We start from the raw sequence: 22,427 nt of genomic DNA, 5'->3' as shown, positions 1-22,427 counted from the left end.
TTAAATGTGCGAGTTTAAAAAGGTCGGTTTTGATCATGAAGTGAATCAGGAAGCGGGCTTTTTAGACAACCTCTTAAAAAATGAAGGAGGCTGTAAATAAATTATGAAATTGCAGTATAAGCTTGATTCTGTCGAGCCGCCATGCGGTCAGGCCAACCATTTCCTGGACGAGGGAACGAACCAGTTGAAGTATGAATACAATGGGCTAACGATCATTTCAATTCAGCTTCCCGGCGAGGGCAACCAATATTACCGCCGTGTTTCGGATGGGAATCTACAGACCCATCCTTTCATTCAACAGTTGTATCTGGCCTTTGATGAGCCACAGACTGTACGCGTGCGATTCGAACTTAGCCGTGATGCATTAAACATGCGGCCCCGGCGTGCGGGAGATGGAGAAGCGATACTTGGGCAGAGTGGGAGGCCGACCCTATACGGCGCCAATGGATTGTACGATGTGCTGCAGGATTTGTTGATCGACTGGCACGGCGGCGAATGGCAATGGGTTCATGACCGGATTCAAAGTACGGAGGACGGGAATTCCTTTGCTGAAATCGATGTTAAAGTCGGCACCACGCCGTGGGTCATCAATCTGCGCATGCAATATTACCGTAAGCATCTGAATTTCACTTACCATAAGCCATGGGAATGGCGGCCAGACTTAAAACCTGTGGCAGGATGGTGCTCATGGGAAGCATATCGCTTTGACATTCGGGAGGAACATGTTATAGATGCAGCCCGCTTTGTCAGTGAGCACTTCAAGGCTTATGGGCTTGAATACGTGCAGTTGGATGACGGCTACCAGCTTCCTCTGGTTCCGCCTGAAGCCACTGGTATTGTTGCTGATTCGTGGCTGACAACCAATGAAAAGTTCCCCTCGGGACACGCAGGCTTGGTATCTGGGATTAAAGCCTATGGACTGCAGGCGGGGATTTGGACGAATGCGGTTGTGACCAATCCGGACTTTGCATCTTTAGGGAATGCTTGCATCAAGGATGCAGATGGAAGACCGATTAAGGGCAAGTGGATTCAGTATGTGCTGGATTGCTCTCCCGAAACACTGGCCAAGCATGTGGCTCCTTATTATAGAGGTTTGAGGGATGCCGGGTACACTTACTTTAAAACCGATGCTATTCGTCACTTGATATTTGACGGACTGCATGAAGCGGTTCGGGCTGGACTGATTACAAACGATGAGGCGCAGGCGAAATTCAGAGCTTTTCTGGAATGCGCGAAGGAGCATATTGGCGAGGATGCATATCTGCTCTCCTGCTGGGGTGTGCTTAGCGAGGCCGTGGGTCTTGCCGACGCCTGCCGTGTAGCTACGGACTCAAGTCCGAGCTGGCCGGCAATCCGGATGCAGCTGGTGGAAACGGCGCGCTGGTTCCATACGCATCGGATCCTCTATCTGAATGATCCGGACCATGTCTGCGTCCGGGCACCGCTGGAATGGGCCAAGTCGGTTATATCCCTCGTTTCGCTGACGGGAGGCCTGCTGATGATCAGCGACAAGCCGGAACATTATAATGATGAGAGAATCAACATGATCCAGCGCAATCTTCCTCCGCTTCAAACGGTTACCGCGGAGACGGGAGCGCTCGATCTGAGCATTCCCGCTTTTGCCTGGACACGTGATAAGGGCGATGGAGATAATCTGAATAAAGCGGAAATTCATCCATTTAATACCTTGTGGGCTATTCATATGCAAACGAATGACAGAAGCTGGTGTGTAGCCGGTCGATTTGCTACAGAGGCTCTACAGGCCTCATCTGTGGAAATGGAGAAGCTGGGACTCGAACCGGACCGGGAGTATGCGGTATTCGATTTTTGGCAGAAGCAGTACCTGGGCAGGTATACCGCTTCAATTCCGTGTCGAGAACTTGAGATAGGCAGCTGCCAGTTGCTGGCTGTCCGCCCGGTGATCAGGCATCCGATGTTGATTGCATCTTCGCGTCATGTAAGTATGGATGCGGTCAGTGTAGAAGCGGAGCAATGGCAGCACGGAGAGTTGACACTAAAACTGAAGGGCGTGACCGGTACAGCAGAGCAATATTGGATCTATGTCCCTGATCATTTTGCAGTTGCCGATCAAAGCGTCACAGGAGCCCGTTGCCAGATAACGCCAGAGGGGGAAACCTTAAGGATCACCGTTCATTTTGACCAGGAAAAGGTTGATGTGACGCTTGCATTCACAGAGCCCACTGCCTAATTGACTTCGGGATCAAAAGCGGAATTCTTCTAACGTTTCTTACATTTACATGAGGGATTTAGGTAAAGCCTTGGATTCATCTGATACGAAAAACCGTATACAAAGAATAGTTGCCGATGTAAAGAGGTACGCACATCGAAAGCTGATCAAGATCATCATCGGTGTCGTGATGCATATGTGCAGTAGACTCTCAAGAGAAGTCGCAATGGGAACTCCCTGTTGGGGTGTACCGCGCCAAAGAAATCGTCCGCGAAACATGTGTTTTACTCGAGGCGGTTTGCTTACAGCTTGGAGACTCTGCAGCCGCTGATTCGCTGCTAAGGAATCTCCAATCCAGCTTAGGAGTTTCCGGAAGGTAAGCCGTGCTGCCGTTGGCCTTAATCGCCTCGGGAAATGAAACGAAACGACGGTTCCTCGATCAGGCCCAAAAAATCGGAAACACGTTGTCAATCTGGGCTCGAGAATATTATTCAAGATAGCTCAATAAAAACAAGAAGGCAGCCGATCAACGTGAGCGGTTGCTTTTGTACGTATTTCTCCGCCGATACGGGAAAAACATCGAGAAACCAATTTGTTCTCCATGCTACAATGAACGTCATGGAGGGGTAATACCAGCGTAGCTGACACCACCTGCAAACACATGGATAAAAATGTAGGAACCCTTCACGTTAGCTGAATGACCTGTCTGTAAACTATGGTACGGTTCACCGTACCGCTAAAGCCGCGATATCCCTGAAACCTCAAAGAACGCAGTAGGAGATTTGTTTTCTTTGTTCCAATTTGTGCTGCTAATATTTCGTTCAAACTGTATTTGAGAAATCTTTTATTATTCACCCTTTGGATTTCCTGTAAGATGATGATATGAGAAAAATATTATCTTTCATGGATTGGGGTATATTCGCTCTTCGTTTATACCATTATATTTTGCTGCTGTCCCGGGTTTTGGCAGTAAATGAGTTTTCGAACCGAACGGTATTAAACGTAATCTGGCTGAGCATAGCTCTTGTCGTCCCGTTGCTGTTTTGGTTTCCTGGGCGCCGGATGAACAAAGTCTGGTTTTGCATATTGGAGCTATTGCTTGGCGGTTCTTATTATGTGAATTCTGTCATTCATCCGGATCTGACTTCAAAAGCGGACTATTTACTGCCGAGTCTTACAATGGGGTACTTATTGACTAAGCAAACCCTTTGGATCATTCCCGTAGTTGTTTTCATTCCTTTTTCCTTTCAGTCTTACCTAAGGTTATCTTGGGAGCAAACCCTAAGCATCGGAGCAGACAATCTGCTGTTCTGCTTCATCGGCATGTGGGCAAGCTTCGTCGCCAATGCATATGATCAGAAGAATAAACTGGTAGCCGAAGTGGAGCAGCAAAATAAGTTGTTAACTCACTACACGGCCGAGATCGAGAAAATGACTTTGCTTGAAGAGCGCAACCGCATGTCCAAGGAGCTTCATGATACACTGGGGCATTCCTTTATCTCACTTATTCTGAGCCTTGATGCTTCTATTGCCCTTATGGATAGCAAGCCTGCCGAGGCCAAAGATCGGTTATTTCGCTTAAGAACATTGGCTGAGAAAAATCTCGACGAAATGAGAAACATCGTACACGAGATGGGGGAAGAAGAGGAATCAAGTCTGATCCGACAGGTTGAATCCCTTGCGGTCCGTTTCCGGGAGCACACGGGTACGGCCCTGACTTTGAGTCTGCCGGAGACAGAGCGGTCCATACGTTTTGAGGTACGGCAAGCGGTCCTTCGGGTCATCCAGGAATCCTTTACAAACGCACTGAAACATGGAAAAGCATCTCAACTGCATCTGGAGCTTAGATTATCTGAGAGCAATCTGCAATTGTCCGTTCGAAATGACGGCAAACCGATCGACAAGCTAAATTATGGCTTCGGCTTGACCACGATGCATCACCGGGTCGAGCGGTTGGGAGGCAGCCTACACCTAACATCTGGAGAGGGAACTCCAGCGATAACCGAAGTCAGATGCGAAATCCCGCTGAAGGGAGTGATTCCACATGGTAAAAATTAAAGTGCTACTTGCAGATGATCAAGAGTTAATTCTCGAGAGCTTACATATCGTCCTGTCCATGGAAGAGGATTTGGAAATTGTCGGTTTAGCCAAGAATGGGGAAGAAGCATTGAAGGGCTGCGAGCAGTTTATGCCGGATATTGTGTTGATGGATATCAATATGCCAGTCATGGACGGCGTTGCCGCAACGGCCTTGATTAAAGAACGAATACCTGCAACCAAAATCATCATGCTGACTTCCTATAAGGAAGTAGAATATGTGTTAGCCGCGTTAAGCTATGGAGCAGAAGGATATCTGCTCAAAGCCCTTCATCCCAAAGACCTGGCTGCAGGCATACGGGTGGTTCAGGCGGGAGGGACTTTAATCTCGCAGGAAATGGCGAGTAAAATGATCAAGAGCATCAACAATACCACCTCTACGAAAAATAATGAATTCGGGCTTACTGCCCGTGAAATAGAAGTGCTGCATAAGCTGGCTTCTGGCCTGCGTAATCAAGACATTGCCGAGGCGCTGTATCTTAGTGAAGGGACGGTTAAAAATTATATCTCAACGATTTATTCGAAGCTGAATGTGAAAGGAAGGCGGGAGGCCGCCCGTAAAGCCCGAGATTCGGGAATTATGGATCATTAAAAAGCCGATCCCCAAGAAGCTGGTAACTTATTAGGGTTGCCGGCTTTTTTTGAATATAGCCATAGAATAAATTATGACAAAAGCGCACTGTCTCTTTATGACTTTTTCAGCCTATACTCATAGCATCAAACAACAGAGGAGGCGATACAAGACATGAAGAAAAAAATGTCTGAAAATAAAGGGATGCTGCAGAATGGCAGGAATTTAAGGGCTCGGAGTTCATTTTGGCGCTTTCCAATCGTCTGGATGATTGCGGGGGCTATCGGCATTATTCTCATCGATACGTTATTCAGGCAGCTGTCAGCGCGAGTAGAGGGGACAGTTTCCCTTGTTTGCACACTAGTGATGGGATCTCTAGCCATCTTAGTTTATAAGCTCACGCTGACATACCTGGCGCGGCGGTCCACTCCAGAGATATCCAGACAGCGCGCAGGGATGGAAACGGTTTTGGGCGTACTAACCGGGGCGATTTTTATCACAGGGTCCGTTTTTATTATTATGGCTCTGGGAGGGTACTCCTTTCAGTGGGCAAGTTCTGCGGATACGAGTTCTGTTCTAATCTCCTCCCTTGAAGCAGCCTTAGGGGCAGCCATTGTCGAGGAACTTATCTTTCGTGGACTTATGTTTCAAGCCATTGTTCAATTGGGGGGAAGACCGCTCGCGCTTGCTGTGACCTCTCTATTCTTTGGAGTTGCCCATCTTGGAAATCCAGGGGCAACATTATGGAGCGCGTTCGCCATAGTCTTGGAAGCGGGTGTTCTGCTCGGGGCCGCCTTCTTGTGGCGGCGGAACTTGTGGTTTACCATGGGACTGCATTTTGCATGGAACGCTATTGAAGGCTTGCTTGGCATTCCTGTTTCCGGACACCCTGCTGCCGGTCTCTTTACTGTAAAGGTGAATGGTGCCGCACTTCTCACAGGGGGCCACTTTGGACTCGAGGGCTCTATTGTTCCGGTTGTAGTCAGTCTTCTGATTTCCATCCCTATGCTAATTGGGACTGCACGGAAACGAGGGGATGTGGCCCGGAACCTTCCTGTATCAAAGTAAACGACAGATGAATGAATGCAAACATCATTGCGGTTGATTGATTGGTGATTTTCGGGTAGATGCCTGAACCTGTCTATACGAAAGTGATGTTGGACTTTGTCTGTAAGCCCGTTGGTGGGCATTTATGTACATCCGAAGAGACAGCGGATTGCCATTGGGTTGGGCAACAACGCGCTTATCATGCCGATCACTGTCGGGGGGACAAGATTATGGTCCCGTTGAAAGTCGCTAAAGGTAGACAGCTTCCATATTGAAAAGATGTTATACGAGCGGTGGAAACCCCAATGGCAAGCTGCTAAGGGGAACGAACAGTTTAGAGCCACCTTCGGAGAATACATACCCAATGGGTTCGTTACTTAGCTGAAAACGGTGTTCGCACCTCATTGCCAATTCAAACAATAGAAGGCAACATGACGAAAGTATGCATAGATCGTGAAGAATGTTTTATTGCCGTCGTTTTTGAGGGGATTCCTGGAAAGTTCTTTGATAGTGAACCAGAATTATGGGGTTCACGTTTGTTTAGTAAATGGGGCGCGACTATGGGGGCCATCCATAGTTTATCAAGATCATATGATGTCGGAGTACAAAAACATAGTCCCATTGAAAGTCGCTATTATAGCGGCTTTTTTGTTTTATCGGTACAAGTTCTTGTCCTGAGTCCAGGACAAGAACTTGTACCGATTGCAAATTAGATAAGCATCTAACTATGTTTCCATGCAATTTCATTAAGTTAACGGACCAGGTTAGTGTAACGGTTAACAATTTATCAAGATCTACTGTACTTAGGAAAGCGGAGATTAGGAGGTGATGGTATCGCAGTTTCGAAGAAACCAATTGGAGCAGCTAGTCAGCTATAAAACATGCTACTCAAATAACAACAATTCGAAAGTTATTATTATTTGAAATACAGAAAAAGAGCCGCAACCGCGGCTCAAATAGATTAGAAATTAAGATGTAGTAATGGCTTAATATGATCAGCAGCAGCACTAAACTGATCAGAAAATGCCTTAGAATGCTCGTATTCTTTTGGCAAGTTATTCAGGAATAATTTGATCTGTTTAACCACTTTTATGTGTACATCGGAATCTACACGATTACCTTCTAATTGATCTTTTACAAGATAACCATATTCATCTCTAAATATTAAAAAGTCATTGATGAGAACATTTATATCAGGGAAACTTTTAGTGTTTTCTTTAAGAAGAGTTAGTCGGTCATTCACTAAAATAATGGAAGTATACACATCAAACATTTGCTCAATTTCTCTATTAGACTCTATCTCACTGGTTTGAGCAAGTGTATCATCCAATTTCTGTACTCTTGAAACAAAACCAGTGTAGTAACTCGAATTAACCTCAGCTTCTTTCTTACTGATTGAGTTTTCAATTAAAATAATAGTTGACGCAATAATCAATAAAACGACAATGACTATGATGATTTTAGAATATTTTTTCTTCGTCATTAGTTCAACGTGTGGTTCACATACGCATAATTTGACCACAATTTAATAGGAACTATGGTGTTGGCTGTATATAATCCGTACTGTACTCGAGCTTGAGGTGCAACGTTAATTTGATTTCCATCAGCCACAGTGAAGTGAAATTCAGCAGCTGCCCCAGAATTATTTTTGGAGCCTATAACTTTATTAGCATCCTTCCAACTAATATTGTTTGATAAACTAGCGTTAGTAGGGTTTAAAAAAGTTAAGGTACCATTTTTGGGATTTGATAAATTTTGTTCTGTACCAGAAGTAAAACCATTCGCATAGTTTTCAGCTAGTTTGCCAACCAAACTCACCCCAGGAATTTTATAATCAATTAAATCAAAAATAAATGTATCCACCGAATGTTTCTTAACGTTATGACCTGGATTAGTTTGGATTAAATAAAAGTCTCTATCGCTATTTGTTGTAGTTGTTTTCATCTTGGTCTCTATGGCTGCAACTGCTGGCGCATAATAAGGACTATATTGAGCTTTAAGTGTATCAAGTCTTGCCCAGGCTTGAATCGATGTGTACCCTAGACTGCCCTGACTAGCCATTCTTGATGAAGTAGCCATAACGACGGTACTCCAGCCATTTATAGCTTGATTTCCACTGTCGTAATAACTGCTATAAGCATTCCCTTTGTGATAATATTGCCCCATATTTTGGGCATGGGCAGGTGTTGAAGAGACAATAAAAATCATTATTGCTAAAACAAATACGATATTAAACTTGTTCTTACCATTCATTAGAGAACGTCCTCCTCAATGTTGGCTTGCTCTCTGATTATGTCACGAATTTCTTGCGTCGCGAAATTATCATCGCCAAAGATTAGTACTACTGGTCCCTCCTCAATGGTACCCATAGTTACGCTGTAAATTCCTTCACCGGTTTCGACTATACTTGTGAAACTAACAGTAGAAGGAACTAAAGTACCACTATCTTGTTGGATTTCAGTTTCGAAACTACCAGTCAATAGATGATTACCATTTTTTAATTAAAATGAGAGACCAAAGAACTCAGGATTGGTAAGTTATGCTTCTTTCCCTCAATGCTAAGTTCTATACTACCGCCGTTGCCAATTAGATAGTCTCCATCATTTCTAAGTTCTTGATTTACAGTTATTGAATCTTTATTAAGTGGAGATCTCAATTTTTCATTAAAGGTAGAATCTTCACTTTGTGCTGTCATAACATTGATGCCTAATTTTTTGCCGGTTTCAACATTTTTTTTCTTATCAAAGCCAGGCGGAATTTTTTTGGCATTGTAGTTTTTCTTCATATTAAATGTAATCGGAGTTGAAGCATCAAATGTAACAGTTTGTTTAGAAGCAGCTTCCGCCCCTGCAAATAAACTAAAGCTTGCAACGAGAACTAATAGCCCTCCCAATAAAATTAAAATTTTCGTTTTCTGCAATTAAGTATCCCCAAAATGTTTTTGTTTGCTATGTACACAACATTAGGTATATTATCAGAATAAACGGGAATAGATCTATCTGTACAATTTACCAATTATGTGGAACTTAATTACATACTCTATCATTTTGCTGTAATGACATAGTTGTGAAGCTCGATATATATCTATAAAGACCAACAGGCCATCTTAAAAACTAACGCGAGAAATTATAAAAGGTTTACTCTTCAAGAAGCGAATGGAGCATACGGAAGCAGCTTCGGGTTACTGTTGATGTAACCAATACCGGAACTTGTACAGCTCAGGAAATCGTGCAGGAGTATGTTCGGGACAAGGAGAGCCTCATGATCCGGTCAGATAAGGAATTAAAGAGAGTAATATGATGACTATGTTATTAATAGAGGAACCGGGAGCACACTTACATCCCCATCATCAGTATAGAAGTTATAAATAGAAGAGGGCGGCGAAATTGTGTCAATCTGTCGGGGGACAAAAGCATGGGAACAAATCACGCCTGAGGCGATTCAATCGAAGCTAGAATATTTATTAGCTTGGTCATCTCATTCTTCATTTGTCGGGTGACAAAAACATAGTAACATTAGAAGCCGCATAATTGGTATTATCCCCTTTTAGTAGACAAGAGAAAAAAGACATCTGTTAAGATGGACTTAATCTTGCCTAACGAAGGGGATTTTTTCATGGCTAAAAAAGGACAAACTTACCAACGGTACTCCTTGGAATTAAAATTGGAGGCGGCCCGACTGGTCAATGAAGAACATATGAGTATTCGTGAAGTAGCAAAACGTTTAGGTATTCAAAATAAATCTCAAGTACAAGTATGGGCGGCGAAAACGAAACGTGGAATGAGCCTAGAACCTGCCACATCCAAACGGGGACGCCCCAGAACGAAGTTTTCCAGTATGGAAGAAGAGATGGCATACTTGCGAGCGGAGATTGAATATTTAAAAAAGCAGTATCCAAATCTGCACAAGGAGTGACGAGTAAAGCTGCTAGATTTCAGATCATAGAGGACTTGCGAGTACGCCATCGTCTTGTTTGGCTCTTGAAGTTAGCCGCGGTTTCCCGTTCAGGCTATTACAAGTGGAGAAAGAGCTTGCAAGCGGCAAAAGAACGTAGACAAAAGCAGCATGAATTGGAATCCCATCTGCTTGCCATCCATCGCATTCATCCCTACTTTGGTTATCTTCGAATGACGGTAGCTTTACGGAGGGAAGGCATTAGGGTCAACCACAAAAAGGTGTATCGATTAATGAAACAATTAGAAATCTGTTCTGTCATTCGGAAGAAGCGTCGATTCTTTGGAAAACAAGCTTCCGTGGTGAATCCGAATCGGCTTCAACGCCAGTTTAAGGCGGATACGCCACGAACTAAACTGGTCACAGATATTACCTATATTCGTGCTGGAGAACAATTTGTGTACCTGTCTGTGATTCAGGATTTATACAATAACGAGATTGTAGCTTGGCATTTATCGGAACGAAATGACCTCGCTTTGGTTCATGAAACGCTGGATAGACTCCGTCAGCACGTGGATGTGAGTGGGGTAATCCTACACTCAGATCAAGGATTTCAATACACGTCAAAACCATTTAACCGTAAACTGAAACAACTCGGCATGCTAGGCAGTCACTCTAGGCGAGGAAATTGCCTGGACAATGCCTGTATCGAGTCTTTCTTCTCTCATTTGAAGAGCGAGAAAATATACTTGAATGAGGCAGCAAACAAAGCTGAGGTTGAACAGCAAGTGAGTGAATACATTCTGTTCTATAACCAGAACCGATTCCAGAAAAAATTAAACGACCGTTCCCCGGTAGAATACCGGGAAACGGCCGCAGCTTAAATCTTGTCTTTTTTGTACTGTCTACTTGACAGGGTTATGACCAAATCAGCGGCTTTTTATATTTATGTTATCAAGTTCTTGTCAAAACACAATGACAAGAACTTGATAGCATTCCAGACTAATGACAAGAACATGGTTACATTCCCGATAAGATTTCATCGATGGCAGCAGACACCCTTTTATTAAACTAACGGGCAGGATTACGTAACACCAGAATGGAATATAAATGGACTTGATAATGGATTAAGGAATTTAAATTTGATGAGAAAAGGAGGATGAATATGGGGAGCTACGATAGTTATATTGGGTAAGATGCTGCACTTTTTATATAGTAGATTCCCAACTCCTTGAATTAAATTTATGAAAATTTCCAAATATTATCCAACTTTTTTAGACTCTGTGGTGAATATATAAATGAGAAACAAAATACTTAACTAAAGGAGGAATCTTTCAATCAAGACAATTATCTCTGAGTGTTAGGGAAAGAGTAGTCGCATCGACTCAATTCTTTGTCGAATAATAGGACAATTTATCACAAAATTTGATTAGTGTTATGAATTACATTAACATATATATTATGGTAAATAACCCATAATCAAGGAGGTTGGTTGAGCTTTTCAAAGTAGAGAGGGTTTGACTTCTGATGGGGTGGTAGGATCAGGAAGTTTGAACGCAATGAATAAATATGTTACCACTGTTGTGACTGATTACGAGTTTTATTTTTGGGGACCTCATAGTACAACCTATTATGTAAGCTATGTTCATCCTGGTGGTAATACTTCAACTTTAAATTACTACCTGCAGTATAAAAGCAATTCTAGTACCGTAAACTCTGGAAGAGTTTATTAAAGGAGGATTTCTTATGAAAAAACAATTAGCTATTACGGCCTTAGCGAGCGCACTGGTTCTTGGCGGTGGCGGTTTTGCTTACTATTCATATGCTTCTGGAGCGGAGCAAGAAGTACAAAAAGATGCTGTTGAAGCGTCCTCACCGTTGGAGCAAACCACTAACAGCTCAGTTGGGGATGATTCTGTATCTACAGGCCAAGAAACAATTGAAACTAAACCTGAAACAACAGTTGGTCCTGGGATACCGCATGAAGGGTTGGTTGATATTACAGAAATACCAGCAGAGGATATACACATTCCGCTTTCAGGCGATATAGCATCACTCCAATCTACAGGATTGACTCAAGAGAATGTCCAAGCATTTCAGAATGAGTACGGACTTCATATTATGTCCTTATTCAGATCTGCAGATGGAGACGAAATACTTGTAAACCAAACTGATACGACAAAAGATATCCCATATGTCATTGAGAGCTTAAAAGATGATTACTCCCTTGAAACAGTTGAAACAACCGAAGTTAATGGCATATCAACGCTGTATGTCGACGGGGAAGCTAGAAAAGTTGTGCATCTGATTACGAATGACCACCTGTTCAGTATAATTTCCAACACTGCCACAATTGATGAACTGATGGATATCGCAAAACAAATACATGAATAAGCACTCTTAATCGGGCTGCTTTTTAATGACTTCGCTGTTAATAAGGGGAAGTTTATGTCAATTAACAATTCAAGTTTGCATACATAGTTGTCGAGCGATAAGAACATGATCCCATATAAAGTCGCGCTAATTCAGCGGCTTTTTTGTTTTATCGGTACAAGTTCTTGTCCCGAGTCGAGGACAAGAACATGAGCCGATTACCGATTAGATAAGTATCTAACTATGTTCCCATGCATTTTCATTAAGCTAACGGGCAGTTTAGCGTAACTATTGCAACTTCTAGACCGCAAAGGTTTAGTAGCGTGCTAAATTGATATTCAAAAAGAGAAAAATGTTTAAGTATCGTATCCAAATATTCGGGAATAGCAATCCATGAGAAATCTGTTCACATGTCTCAAGCTAAAATATATTTCGTGAACAACGAAAAATGCAAGTGCGGAAGGATTAACCAAGTCGTGGAAATAAAAAAAATGGGACTTATCTTCGCGGGACTGATGCTGGGCTTGTTTATTGCGACAATACCTGGTACAAATCAGCATTACTCGTGCTATCGTACAATCAGACAGACGGATAGTATTGATAAAAAAGGAGAATGAAAATGAGAAAAGTAGTTGTATCTGAGTTTGTATCGCTGGATGGCGTCATGGAGAATCCGCAGTGGACGATCCAATTCCGTAGTGAGGAAACAAAGCAATTCAAGTTCGATGAACTGAAAGCAAGCGACGCTCTTCTGCTTGGACGCGAAACGTATGTTAATTTTGCAGCGGCTTGGCCTAATTTGATCGAGCAGGAAGGGGAATATGGCCGGATGATGAACGGTTACCCCAAGCACGTGATTTCAACAACTCTGGAAAAAGTGGAATGGAACAATTCTTCGCTGATCAAGGGCAATATCACGGAGGAAATATCCAAGCTGAAACAGCAGCCTGGTAAGGATATCTTGGTATTTGGCAGCTGCGCGCTCGTTCAAACGCTGATGCAGCTTGACCTCATCGACGAATATCGGCTCATGGTTTTCCCAGTTGTGCTTGGAAACGGAAAACGTCTCTTTGGAGAAGGGATCGATAAGAAAGTGCTGAAACTGGCGGAAACAAAGACATTCGGTTCAGGTGTCGTTGTTCTGACTTATCTTCCGGCAAGATAAGATTGATCAGGAAAACAACTACGAGCTTGCGGAAAAACCATCTTTCGGCAACATGGCGTGATGCTGACGGACTGAAAACTAATTACCAGTTACTGACTTGAACTGCGTAGGTCATGATAAGAATACCCTCAGGGAATTTTGCTCTGACTTTCCTTTTGAGGATATCCGAAACACTGTATTCGTACCCATGCACTCCTTTCTAAACCTCCGGGTACATTTCTCCTCCACACTGTTCACATGAGAATTTAGGTGGGACACCTGGGTCTCCTCCATCCATACGGTCAAAATCCTGCTTATTTCTCCACCGATACCTTCACCTACAGCGATCTGAACGCAAAGGTTTAGTAGCGGTGCTAACTTGATATTTTTATATCAATACTTATCGTTATTGTCGCGGGCTTGGTGGCGGCTATCTTGTTTAGAAAAAACTTAACAGATAGAAAAATCATGGTTCATTGGTTTTGAATTTATTTTGCTTGGATTTATCTTTTCAATGATTGTAGATTTTCAATGTCATTATCCAAGCTTATCTAACATTACAATTCTCCTTGGAATGGTTATAAGCTTAATTAGATTAATAAAGAAAGGGTTAGCACAAGATAATTATCATGGAGGAGTGGCTTCGTATGGCGACTTCTCTTTAGTTTATTGAACTAACGGGACACGATAGTTGAATAAAGAAGAGGAGGCAGCTGGTCAGAGCGATCAGGTGCCTTTTTAAGCTAACGGGCAGGATAGTTGTAAACAAAAACAGCATTGATTGGTGTTTTAAGCTTTAACTAGACTAGCAAGCAAGGAATCATTGTTTTAACGAAGACGGCAGCGGTTGAGTGCTGCATCAAAGGGATACGCGTTAATGCCGTTTGTACAGGTACAATACATACGGATTGGTTGGAAGAGTCACTGATAAATTAAATAAAGCCCATCCAATCGGGAGGTCGAAGCAAATAAAGCTTACTATGTAGAAGGACTGCGAAGAGCAGCTAACAATAGGTGATTAAACTAACGGGAAACAATAAATCATCTTTCCAACCACTGGTGTCGGGGGACAAGAACATGGTCCCATTGAAAGTCGCTAATTTAGCGGCTTTTTTGTTTTATCGGTACAGTTCTTGTCCGAGTCGAGGACAAGAACTTGTACCGATTGCCGTAAAGGACAAAAACATGTTCCGATTACCGATTAGGTATAAATCCAATCGGTTTCCACCCGCTATTCATTAAGCTACGGGCAGAATAGTCATTCAGTATCTCGAACACCTCAACTCGAATCCAGAATTGTTGATGTCTCAACCATTTCTCAATCGTCCACCCCCTACTGCAGTACTTTTAATCGATATGCAAAATTTGCACTTCTCCTTCAGTGAATGTTTTATCGGCATAACCGTCACCCCATTGACAAAGCGCTCTTAGAATCGGTTCAAGCGATTGCCCAAGCTCTGTGGTCGAATATTCGACCTTCGGAGGGACCTGATTAAACATTTTTCTGCTTACAAGTCCATCAGCTTCCAATTCTCTAAGGGTTTGGATAAGCATTTTTTGAGAAATATTATGCACAAGCCGCTTTAACTCACTCGTTCGTTTTGGACCATGTATCAAATAATATAAAACTAGTCCTTTCCATTTCCCTCCAATTACCTCCAACGTAACTTCAAGGTTACAGTAATAAACTTTCATTTAGTAATCTCCTCCAGCGTCAATTATTACTTTTTAGTTACTATATCACAAAAAAGTGGGTACTTCTATTATTGTTACTTTTGATACATAATTTAATTTGTGGGATCCGCTTATCTTGTCATCAGCACAACAGAGGTGTTAGCCACAAATCGACGCAAGAAGGGAGAAGTTTACTATGCAAAACAAATCTGTTGCCTTAGTCACCGGGGCTAATCAAGGAATTGGTCTTCAGATCGCAAAGGATCTCGTGGCACACGGCTTCACTGTACTGGTCGGGTCGCGCAATATAGAACGCGGCGAGGCTGCGGCCAAGGAGGTTGGGCCGGATGCACACGCGCTCCAGCTCGACGTGACGGATCAGGCTTCGATCGCCGCAGCGGCGGAGCGCATCCGGAGCGAAATCGGACGTCTCGACGTGCTCATCAACAACGCGGCCATCTCGCACGCGGGCAAGCCGGGCAGATCGCCCGAGGAGATCACGAAGTCGAGCCTCCCGAGCAACGTGTCTCTCGATGAAGTGCGTGCGGTGTGGGAGACCAACGTATTCGGCGTCCTCGCCGTTACCCAGGCGATGCTACCGCTCCTACGCGAGGCGCCAGCAGCCCGCATTGTCAACGTGTCGAGCGGCGTTGGCTCGCTGACGTTGAATTCGGACCCGTCGTTCCCCTTTCGTTCGCACTTCAGCCCTGTCTACCCTGCGTCCAAGACAGCTCTCAACGCTATGACGCTCGCCATGGCTATCGAGCTGGAGCCGACTGGAATCAAGGTCAACGCCGTCTCCCCGGGCTACACCAAGACGAAATTCAACAACTATACGGGCACGGAGACTGTCGAGGAGGGCGCCAGCGAGGCGGTTCGCGTTGCGCTCCTTGGCTCGGAAGGCCCGACAGGTACGTTCACGCACGCAAACGGAACGTACCCGTGGTAATGTAGTCTCAAGGCGCTACACAACTGCTCTACAGGCGGACACTCATAATGTGTTCGCTTTTTTATTGAACAAAGCGATATCAAAGTAAAGGCCACACCTCAGGGGTGGCCTTAAAACTGTACGCTCATGTCCTGGCGCAAAGGACACTTAGAGCTAATGCAGAAGACACGTGCAGAATTGTCGAGGGACAAGAACATGGTCCCATTGAAAGTCGCTATTTGAGCGGCTTTTTTATGTTATCGGTACAAGTTCTTGTCCCGAGCCAAGGACAAGAACTTGTACCGATTGCCGTAATGGACAAGAACATGAGCCGATTCCCGATTAGATAATCATCTAACTATGTTTTAGATGCGGTTTCTTTAGTATTACCGGGGACTCGAGACCTGCTTAAAATCGCAGAACATCCTTAATTCATAAGATTGCGGTACTGAATAGGCGTCAGACCTTCATTTCGTTTGAATTTACGAATAAAGTTAGTGGAATCAATATAACCAACCTCGTAGAGAATATCTTTCAGCGTAAGGTCAGTTGTTTTTAACAACTGCTTAGCCTCCTGCATTCGCAAGCAATCAATATAACGCATTAGGGGTTCACCGGTCTGGTTTTTGAAGAATCGAGTAGCATAAGAAGCCGATATGCCGAACTGGTCAGCAATGCATTTTAGAGAGAGTGAGTGGTCTTTGTAGTTTTCCTCAATATATGCTTTAATCTCATCAAGCAGTTCTGTATTCCCGCTTTCTTTCTTACTGCTGGTGGTAATGCAGACTCGAAGGCAGATGTCAGTGATTAATCGCTCCAACTCCTCAATCGTTTCCAGATGGGGAACGAATAGTTTACCTAATGTCTCGTTGGTTGCTTCATCAAGTTCGATCTCCAACTCCATGAGCGTTTTGGCCACATTATTAACGATATCAAAGCAGATAAACAAAGCGACTTCCACACTCATGTTCTGATCACGGATGTATGTCATGGCTTTTTGAACCGCATCTATCACCGCCAGTTGATCGCCCTGTCGAATGGATTTTACCAACTGATCCAAAATCTCAACAGGATAAGACCGCTTGGTTACATGGTTTTGGTCAATGTCAGGGTAATAAATGATCCGACAGCCGCCATGCATCAGCCGATAGCGCGCAGCATGGTTTGCTTCGATAAAGGACTGTGAAATCTGATTAACCTCCGGATAAGTGCATCCAACACCAATTGTGACGGTAAATCGGAAATAATGCCGGATGAGAGACATAACTTGTTCGGCGTATTCACGCAGAATAGCTTCTGTATCCTGGCCGTCTTTCAAATTCAATACGAAGACCATGCTGCGTCCGTCTAAGAGCTCTGCGCCGCAGCCTTGACCGATACCGTCGTCCCCTTCCTCCAGGACCTTTATGAGGCTGTCTTTAAGATGGCTTTGCATAGTGTCTGAATATTCTGCACGGAATGATTCATAATCATCGATATATAACAAAAAGACGGCAAAGAATGGATCATACATCGGCAGGTTTGCGGAATGCAGGTAGCTATTAATTTCTTCTCTAGTCTTGTATTTTCCCCGGATCAAAGAGAGTACGAATTGTTCCCGGAGTGAAATAGCTTGATGATGCAGCTGGTGGATCATCCCTTCATTTTCGCGGATCATATTTGCGACAGCGGTTGAGATAACATCCAGTTCGTCCTTTTTGCCTGACGGTGTAGGCAGCTGTGAAGCCGGATTTTGGGCAGCAATCACACCCATAAGCTTCTGAAGTGGTTTATAATTCCGAACCGATAGGGCAGTGGCTAAAGCCACACCGAAAATAAAGATGCCAAATACCGTCAGGTTATAAATGTCTTTTACTTGATCCACTTTATACATAATCTGATCCGATGGAAGGGCTGCGAGGTAGCGGTAGTTCCTTGCTGTGGAATCCTTTTTGGTAACCGTGTACTCCTGATTCTGGTAATGTATATGATTAATGCTCCAGGGGTTTTGGGTTCCGGGCATCATACCTGTTAAAGTATTCATCAGGCCGGCATCAGCTGTGCCGCGGTTATAGGTATAGAGATTCTGGCCCTGGTCACCCAAAATATACACGGAACCGTTATAATCGCCAAGGACATTAGCGGCAAGCTGGTTAAAAGATTTTTCAGGAATAAGAAACATGACTGTACCGTAAGGAGTATCGGCACTGGCTACCAATGGGACCGAATAAACGACATAGTTCTGTTCTGCAACCTGATTTACGAGCAATGCATCCATTGGACGCATGACTGGCGATAATATGGAAGCGCTATCAATTAGAAATTGATTTTGGTCCCAATTTTTAAAACGAAAGATATCGTTGAAAAAATGGTTAATATCATAGGTCCCGCTGGCGGCATAGAGGGTGTCTACTTTGCGGCTGTTATAATGGATGACAATATCCGAAATAAAACGGTTGGTGGTGAGGAACTGTTTCAATTCATCGATCGCTAGGTAGGCGCCGTAGCCTGTTGACGTTGTTTTAAACGGAGTGAGATCTGTATGCTTCGAAATCTGATGCGCCATCCGGTCCATTTCTTGGATCCTCTGATCCAGGGCATTCCGGAACTGATCGAGTGAATTTATCATGGCGTGGCGGACTTCATCACGCATAGAACTTAATACCAGGTTGTATACTACACCGCTCATGATCGACAGAGAAATTACCGTTATTAATATGTATGACAAAAAATATCGGTAGAATCGCTGGCTTTTGATCATGCGCATCACAGCCTCCCGTCATAATAGATGAGGATACGGCAACGATCGGGAAGAGAGAGGCATCCCGATCGTCAGCTGTACCGTATAATTAATCCTGTTTATAACGATTATACGCATTCTTGTAAATTTCCATATAGCGCTCTAGGCCCATTTGGTTTATAGTGCTTACGTAGTTATCCCACTCATCGAAGGAGGCGCTGCCGGAAACAAATTTGGCTCTCATCTCTGTTACGTAGCTGTTGATGTCTGCTCCCAGCGTGCCCATATCCTCATTTTCCTCGGCTGTAAAAGAGAAGGCGGGCCATACTTCTTCAGGAACATATGGATCGTATTTTTCAGCGGTTTCAACTGCTTCCGGCCGGCTCTCCGCACCCTTGAAAAATTTCTCTTGGACAACATTCGGATAACCGCCGCCCGGCCATACAACATACTTAATCAATGCTTGCTCGAATGTAAGTCCGCTCGGGTTCTTGGTGATTTCATCCGTATATTCAAACTGTCCGTCTGCCGTGACATTATAAGATTTTCCTTCAAAGCCCATGAAGAACATTTTGCTGCCATCTTCACCGTACAGGTAGTCAATCCAGCGAACCGTTTCAATCGGGTTTGGATTTTTGTCGGTAATGACAAAAGCACCAGGAGTAGCAAGGGGTGAACCGATTGCAGCCCAGATTTGGTCGCCGTGCGGCCCTTTTAATGCGGTGGCTCCAATATAATCATCCTGGTTCATCAAAGTATAAGGACTCGTCGTTATGGTTGCTCCATAAACACCTTCCGCACCCTTAGCATAATATTGATTAGCTTGGACAGTAAAAACGTCCTCTCCGATCAATTTTTCCTTATACAGCTTGTTCATGTACTCCAACATTTCTTTATATTTCGGGTCGGTTGGAATAAAGCGGAGTTCTTCGGTTCCCGGCTGGAGATCTACATTGGCATTACGGATTCCGTGATTGCTGAGGCCCCAAGAGCCCTTTAAATAGTTCATCAGGCTATCGACGCCGACACCCATGTAAGGAATTTCGTCCTGTTGTCCGTTTTTGTTCGGATCCTTTTCTTTAAAAGCTTTCAGCATGTTGTAAAAATCATCCGTCGTTTGAGGCTCCTTCAGGCCAAGTTCATCCAGCCAGCTTTGTTTGACCCACATTTTTGCAGAAGAGAGCACAGATTTAAATTCGGGGTCGTAAACGCCAGGGAAGGAGTAGATGTTGCCGTCCGGCATCGTAAGTCCTTTTTTTACGTCAGGGTATTTTTCTAAAAGCGCTTTCAAATTTGGTGCATGTTGATCGATTAAATCATTGAGTTTGATGAAAATGCCCTGTTGACCATATTTCTGAAGATCAGCCAGCGGAATGCCTGCCGTGAAAAAGGCGTGCGGATAATCGCCGCCAGCAAGCAAAATGTTACGCTTTTCCGTCATCGTGTCATTCGGAACCATTTCCCATTCGACTTTGATGTTGGTCATTTTATCATATTCCTGCCATAGCATTGTCGTGTTCCAGTCGGGTGCCGTGGTCGGCGCCTTGCCGGCAATCATCTTCAACGTGACGGGTTCCTTAACAATCGGCAGACCCGTTGGGTTAAAGTTGTTTGAAGCTTCTGGAGCTTCTCCCTCCGCAGGTCCATCAGAACCTCCGCCGCTGCAGCCCGCCAGGATGGAAAAAGACATGATGGCAGCCAGCGTTACTTTGAGACCGGATTGAAACAGATTCATGGACTTTCTCATAATATGCCCCCTTAATATATGAATAAAGATTGAATAAAGGTTTAACCTTTGATAGCTCCGATGACCATGCCTTTAACAAAATAGCGCTGAAGAAATGGATACAGTAGTAAAATGGGCAGATTGGCCACAATGACAAGTGCGTATTTGATCGACTCCGCCTCCATAATCGTTTTGGCTAGCGACTCCTCACTAGTCTGAATCATATCTTGCATATTGCTCTGAATTAGAATTTCTCTAAGAAAAAGCTGAAGCGGGTATTTGTCCCTCTCTGTCAGATAGATTAATGCACTGAAGAAGGAGTTCCAGTGAGCAACACTGTAAAAAAGGGTCATGACAGCCAAAATCGGCATCGAGAGAGGTAGGATGATTCTCAGCAAAATTTTGAAGTTACCGCAGCCGTCAATTTGGGCCGATTCCTGAATTTCAAATGGAATGCTCTGCTGGAAGAAGGTGCGCATAATAATTATATTCCAGACAGCCACCGCATTAGGGATAATCAGTGCCCACATCGTGTTGGTCATCCCGAGGTCCTTAACGATCAGATAAGTTGGAATTAAACCGCCGCTAAAGAACATGGTGAAAACAAAAAGCGCAGTGAAGATATTCCGCCCGCGAAAATCTTTTCGCGACAGGGGATAGGCAGCCAATATGGTCATCCCAACATTCACGATCGTGCCTGCAACGGTATAGAGAATTGTGTTCATATAACCGTTCAGAATTTCCTTGTTCGCAAATACTTTTTCATAACCCGTGAAATTTATTTCCTTGGGCAGAAGCCATACCTCTCCTTTCACAACGGCAGCCGGGTTGCTGATAGACGCAACGGCCACAAAGATGAGAGGGTACAGAACAATGATCAGTACGATGGCCAGAAGAATATAGTTGATGATGTCAAAGAGGCGGTCGCCCGCAGATTCCTTTACCATAGGCTTGTTTGTCCCACCTTTTTGGATATGAAGTTGACCGTAACGAGCAAAATGAAGTTTATAATCGAATTAAACAGTCCGATGGCAGCAGAGAAGCTGTACTGGGCGCCTAAAATCCCGCTTCGGTACACATATGTCGCGATAACATCTGAGCTGTCCCGGTTAAGATCATTTTGCATAAGGAAGACTTTCTCAAACCCTATAGCCATAATGGAGCCGACATTCATAATAAGCAAAATGATAATAGTTGGCATAATGCCAGGCAGATTGATGTGCCATATTCGTTTTAAACGAGAGGCGCCGTCCACCTTGGCTGCTTCATGAAGCTGCGGATCGATGCCGGTTAGGGCGGCTAAATAAATGATGGAACTCCAGCCCATGGATTGCCAGACACCTGAAAAGACATAAATGGTCTTGAACCATCCGGGTTGAGTCATGAAGGCAACCGGGTCACCGCCAAACAATCGGATGATCGTATTGATCATACCGGAATTCGGATCCAGGAAGATGAATAGCATACCGACAAGCACGACAGTAGACAAAAAGTGGGGGGCATAGGTTACCGTTTGAATGGTCTTTTTAAAGCGCTTACTTCTTACCTCGTTGATCATGAGTGCCAGCAGAATAGGGACAGGGAAGCCCACCGCTAGCTCATAAAGTCCAATCTCCAGGGTGTTCATAATCAATCTCTCAAAATAGTAGCTGTCAAAAAAGCGTTCAAAATGTTTAAAGCCTACCCAAGGACTGTCGGTAATCCCTTTTGATGCGATGAAGTCTTTAAAGGCGATCTGCACTCCATACATGGGTACATAATGAAAAATAATGTAATATACCACAACAGGAAGGATGAGCAGATACAGCTCCCAGTTCTTCCAGAGCGTTCTGGCACGGGAGAGGGAACGGGCGGCAGCCGGCTTTTCTTGGTGTGGTTGTTGCACTTCAGTTTTAATCAAAAACCTCATCACCTCCTACTCCTGGTTTCAAAATGTGTCGAGTTATTGAAAATTAATGTACAGGAGAATGTTTTTTTTGTACATCTGCAGTAATTTCGGTATCGGCTTTTCTTTACAACTGACATGAATTTATGGTGAAAAACAAAAAAATAAGGTCATGTTGAAT

18 protein-coding genes are annotated in these 22,427 nt (G+C 43.9%); 10 read left to right on the top strand and 8 right to left on the bottom strand.

Annotated features, from left to right (window positions below; all coding sequences use genetic code 11):
• Positions 1–103: 103 nt before the first annotated feature.
• The 5 genes from M1D70_RS15295 to M1D70_RS15275 all read left to right on the top strand — a co-directional run bounded on the left by M1D70_RS15295 (position 104) and on the right by M1D70_RS15275 (position 6,616).
• Positions 104–2,209: an alpha-galactosidase gene (locus M1D70_RS15295; protein ID WP_456290368.1), complete on the top strand. Its 2,106-nt coding sequence runs from the start codon at positions 104–106 to the stop codon at positions 2,207–2,209.
• Positions 2,210–3,304: 1,095 nt separating this feature from the next.
• Positions 3,305–4,246 (top strand): sensor histidine kinase, encoded by a 942-nt coding sequence (locus M1D70_RS15290; RefSeq protein WP_456290367.1) that lies wholly within the window; start codon positions 3,305–3,307, stop codon positions 4,244–4,246.
• Positions 4,233–4,877, top strand: a complete 645-nt coding sequence (locus M1D70_RS15285) for a response regulator (RefSeq protein ID WP_433939825.1) — start codon at positions 4,233–4,235, stop codon at positions 4,875–4,877. Before M1D70_RS15290 ends, M1D70_RS15285 begins: the two co-directional genes overlap by 14 nt.
• Positions 4,878–5,030: 153 nt before the next feature.
• Positions 5,031–5,924 (top strand): CPBP family intramembrane glutamic endopeptidase, encoded by an 894-nt coding sequence (locus tag M1D70_RS15280; protein WP_456290366.1) that lies wholly within the window; start codon positions 5,031–5,033, stop codon positions 5,922–5,924.
• Positions 5,925–6,334: 410 nt separating this feature from the next.
• The gene (locus tag M1D70_RS15275; protein ID WP_456290365.1) at positions 6,335–6,616 is read left to right on the top strand and encodes a hypothetical protein; all 282 of its coding nucleotides are present in this window, start codon (positions 6,335–6,337) and stop codon (positions 6,614–6,616) included.
• Between the two features lie 248 nt (positions 6,617–6,864).
• Here the strand turns inward: M1D70_RS15275 and M1D70_RS15270 are convergent, their stop codons facing one another.
• From M1D70_RS15270 to M1D70_RS15260, 3 genes are all read right to left on the bottom strand, one after another.
• Positions 6,865–7,386, bottom strand: coding sequence for a hypothetical protein (locus M1D70_RS15270; protein ID WP_456290364.1), 522 nt, complete (start codon positions 7,384–7,386; stop codon positions 6,865–6,867).
• The gene (locus tag M1D70_RS15265) at positions 7,386–8,156 is read right to left on the bottom strand and encodes a hypothetical protein (RefSeq protein ID WP_456290363.1); all 771 of its coding nucleotides are present in this window, start codon (positions 8,154–8,156) and stop codon (positions 7,386–7,388) included. Before M1D70_RS15265 ends, M1D70_RS15270 begins: the two co-directional genes overlap by 1 nt.
• 244 nt (positions 8,157–8,400) lie before the next feature.
• Complete coding sequence (locus tag M1D70_RS15260) at positions 8,401–8,823, bottom strand: hypothetical protein (RefSeq protein ID WP_456290362.1); 423 nt, start codon at positions 8,821–8,823, stop codon at positions 8,401–8,403.
• 695 nt (positions 8,824–9,518) lie between these two features.
• Here M1D70_RS15260 and M1D70_RS15255 point away from each other — a divergent pair.
• The 4 genes from M1D70_RS15255 (at position 9,519) to M1D70_RS15240 (ending at position 14,250) form a co-directional block, all read left to right on the top strand.
• Positions 9,519–10,681, top strand: a protein-coding gene (locus M1D70_RS15255; protein WP_456287407.1) for an IS3 family transposase whose coding sequence is annotated in 2 segments (ribosomal slippage) — positions 9,519–9,783 and positions 9,783–10,681 — 1,164 coding nt in all. Because the reading frame shifts where the segments join, the coding sequence is not laid out codon by codon here.
• An 862-nt stretch (positions 10,682–11,543) separates the two neighbouring features.
• Complete coding sequence (locus tag M1D70_RS15250) at positions 11,544–12,191, top strand: DUF4367 domain-containing protein (protein ID WP_456290361.1); 648 nt, start codon at positions 11,544–11,546, stop codon at positions 12,189–12,191.
• A 598-nt stretch (positions 12,192–12,789) separates the two neighbouring features.
• Positions 12,790–13,335: a dihydrofolate reductase family protein gene (locus tag M1D70_RS15245; RefSeq protein ID WP_127589995.1), complete on the top strand. Its 546-nt coding sequence runs from the start codon at positions 12,790–12,792 to the stop codon at positions 13,333–13,335.
• Between the two features lie 798 nt (positions 13,336–14,133).
• Entirely contained in the window at positions 14,134–14,250 is a 117-nt protein-coding gene (locus tag M1D70_RS15240; RefSeq protein WP_456290443.1) for a hypothetical protein, read from the top strand.
• A gap of 411 nt (positions 14,251–14,661) precedes the next feature.
• Here M1D70_RS15240 and M1D70_RS15235 read toward each other — a convergent pair whose 3' ends face one another.
• Positions 14,662–15,009, bottom strand: a complete 348-nt coding sequence (locus M1D70_RS15235; protein ID WP_326116333.1) for a winged helix-turn-helix transcriptional regulator — start codon at positions 15,007–15,009, stop codon at positions 14,662–14,664.
• 175 nt (positions 15,010–15,184) lie between these two features.
• Between M1D70_RS15235 and M1D70_RS15230 the strand changes: the two genes are divergently transcribed.
• Entirely contained in the window at positions 15,185–15,937 is a 753-nt protein-coding gene (locus tag M1D70_RS15230; RefSeq protein WP_183582834.1) for an SDR family oxidoreductase, read from the top strand.
• Positions 15,938–16,343: 406 nt separating this feature from the next.
• On the opposite strand, the gene M1D70_RS15225 is transcribed toward M1D70_RS15230, so the two are convergent.
• From M1D70_RS15225 to M1D70_RS15210, 4 genes are all read right to left on the bottom strand, one after another.
• Positions 16,344–18,656: a helix-turn-helix domain-containing protein gene (locus M1D70_RS15225; protein ID WP_456290360.1), complete on the bottom strand. Its 2,313-nt coding sequence runs from the start codon at positions 18,654–18,656 to the stop codon at positions 16,344–16,346.
• A gap of 88 nt (positions 18,657–18,744) precedes the next feature.
• Positions 18,745–20,382: an extracellular solute-binding protein gene (locus M1D70_RS15220; RefSeq protein ID WP_456290359.1), complete on the bottom strand. Its 1,638-nt coding sequence runs from the start codon at positions 20,380–20,382 to the stop codon at positions 18,745–18,747.
• A 41-nt stretch (positions 20,383–20,423) separates the two neighbouring features.
• On the bottom strand, positions 20,424–21,308 hold the full coding sequence (locus tag M1D70_RS15215; RefSeq protein ID WP_100537121.1) for a carbohydrate ABC transporter permease: 885 nt from the start codon (positions 21,306–21,308) through the stop codon (positions 20,424–20,426).
• On the bottom strand, positions 21,302–22,270 hold the full coding sequence (locus tag M1D70_RS15210; RefSeq protein ID WP_326118410.1) for an ABC transporter permease: 969 nt from the start codon (positions 22,268–22,270) through the stop codon (positions 21,302–21,304). Before M1D70_RS15210 ends, M1D70_RS15215 begins: the two co-directional genes overlap by 7 nt.
• Between the last annotated feature and the right edge of the window lie 157 nt (positions 22,271–22,427).

The organism is Paenibacillus sp. AK002, assembly GCF_053903045.1.
This window is presented reverse-complemented; position numbering and strand designations above follow the sequence as displayed.

What these genes read in the sequence shown, in the direction of transcription:
- M1D70_RS15250 (WP_456290361.1), top strand. Translation starts at nt 11,544, where the DNA reads ATGAAAAAACAATTAGCTATTACGGCCTTAGCGAGCGCACTGGTTCTT.
- M1D70_RS15295 (WP_456290368.1), top strand. Translation starts at nt 104, where the DNA reads ATGAAATTGCAGTATAAGCTTGATTCTGTCGAGCCGCCATGCGGTCAG.
- M1D70_RS15215 (WP_100537121.1), bottom strand. Translation starts at nt 21,308, where the DNA reads ATGGTAAAGGAATCTGCGGGCGACCGCCTCTTTGACATCATCAACTAT.
- M1D70_RS15265 (WP_456290363.1), bottom strand. Translation starts at nt 8,156, where the DNA reads ATGAATGGTAAGAACAAGTTTAATATCGTATTTGTTTTAGCAATAATG.
- M1D70_RS15230 (WP_183582834.1), top strand. Translation starts at nt 15,185, where the DNA reads ATGCAAAACAAATCTGTTGCCTTAGTCACCGGGGCTAATCAAGGAATT.
- M1D70_RS15225 (WP_456290360.1), bottom strand. Translation starts at nt 18,656, where the DNA reads ATGATCAAAAGCCAGCGATTCTACCGATATTTTTTGTCATACATATTA.
- M1D70_RS15220 (WP_456290359.1), bottom strand. Translation starts at nt 20,382, where the DNA reads ATGAGAAAGTCCATGAATCTGTTTCAATCCGGTCTCAAAGTAACGCTG.
- M1D70_RS15245 (WP_127589995.1), top strand. Translation starts at nt 12,790, where the DNA reads ATGAGAAAAGTAGTTGTATCTGAGTTTGTATCGCTGGATGGCGTCATG.
- M1D70_RS15275 (WP_456290365.1), top strand. Translation starts at nt 6,335, where the DNA reads ATGACGAAAGTATGCATAGATCGTGAAGAATGTTTTATTGCCGTCGTT.
- M1D70_RS15235 (WP_326116333.1), bottom strand. Translation starts at nt 15,009, where the DNA reads ATGAAAGTTTATTACTGTAACCTTGAAGTTACGTTGGAGGTAATTGGA.
- M1D70_RS15280 (WP_456290366.1), top strand. Translation starts at nt 5,031, where the DNA reads ATGAAGAAAAAAATGTCTGAAAATAAAGGGATGCTGCAGAATGGCAGG.
- M1D70_RS15210 (WP_326118410.1), bottom strand. Translation starts at nt 22,270, where the DNA reads ATGAGGTTTTTGATTAAAACTGAAGTGCAACAACCACACCAAGAAAAG.
- M1D70_RS15285 (WP_433939825.1), top strand. Translation starts at nt 4,233, where the DNA reads ATGGTAAAAATTAAAGTGCTACTTGCAGATGATCAAGAGTTAATTCTC.
- M1D70_RS15270 (WP_456290364.1), bottom strand. Translation starts at nt 7,386, where the DNA reads ATGACGAAGAAAAAATATTCTAAAATCATCATAGTCATTGTCGTTTTA.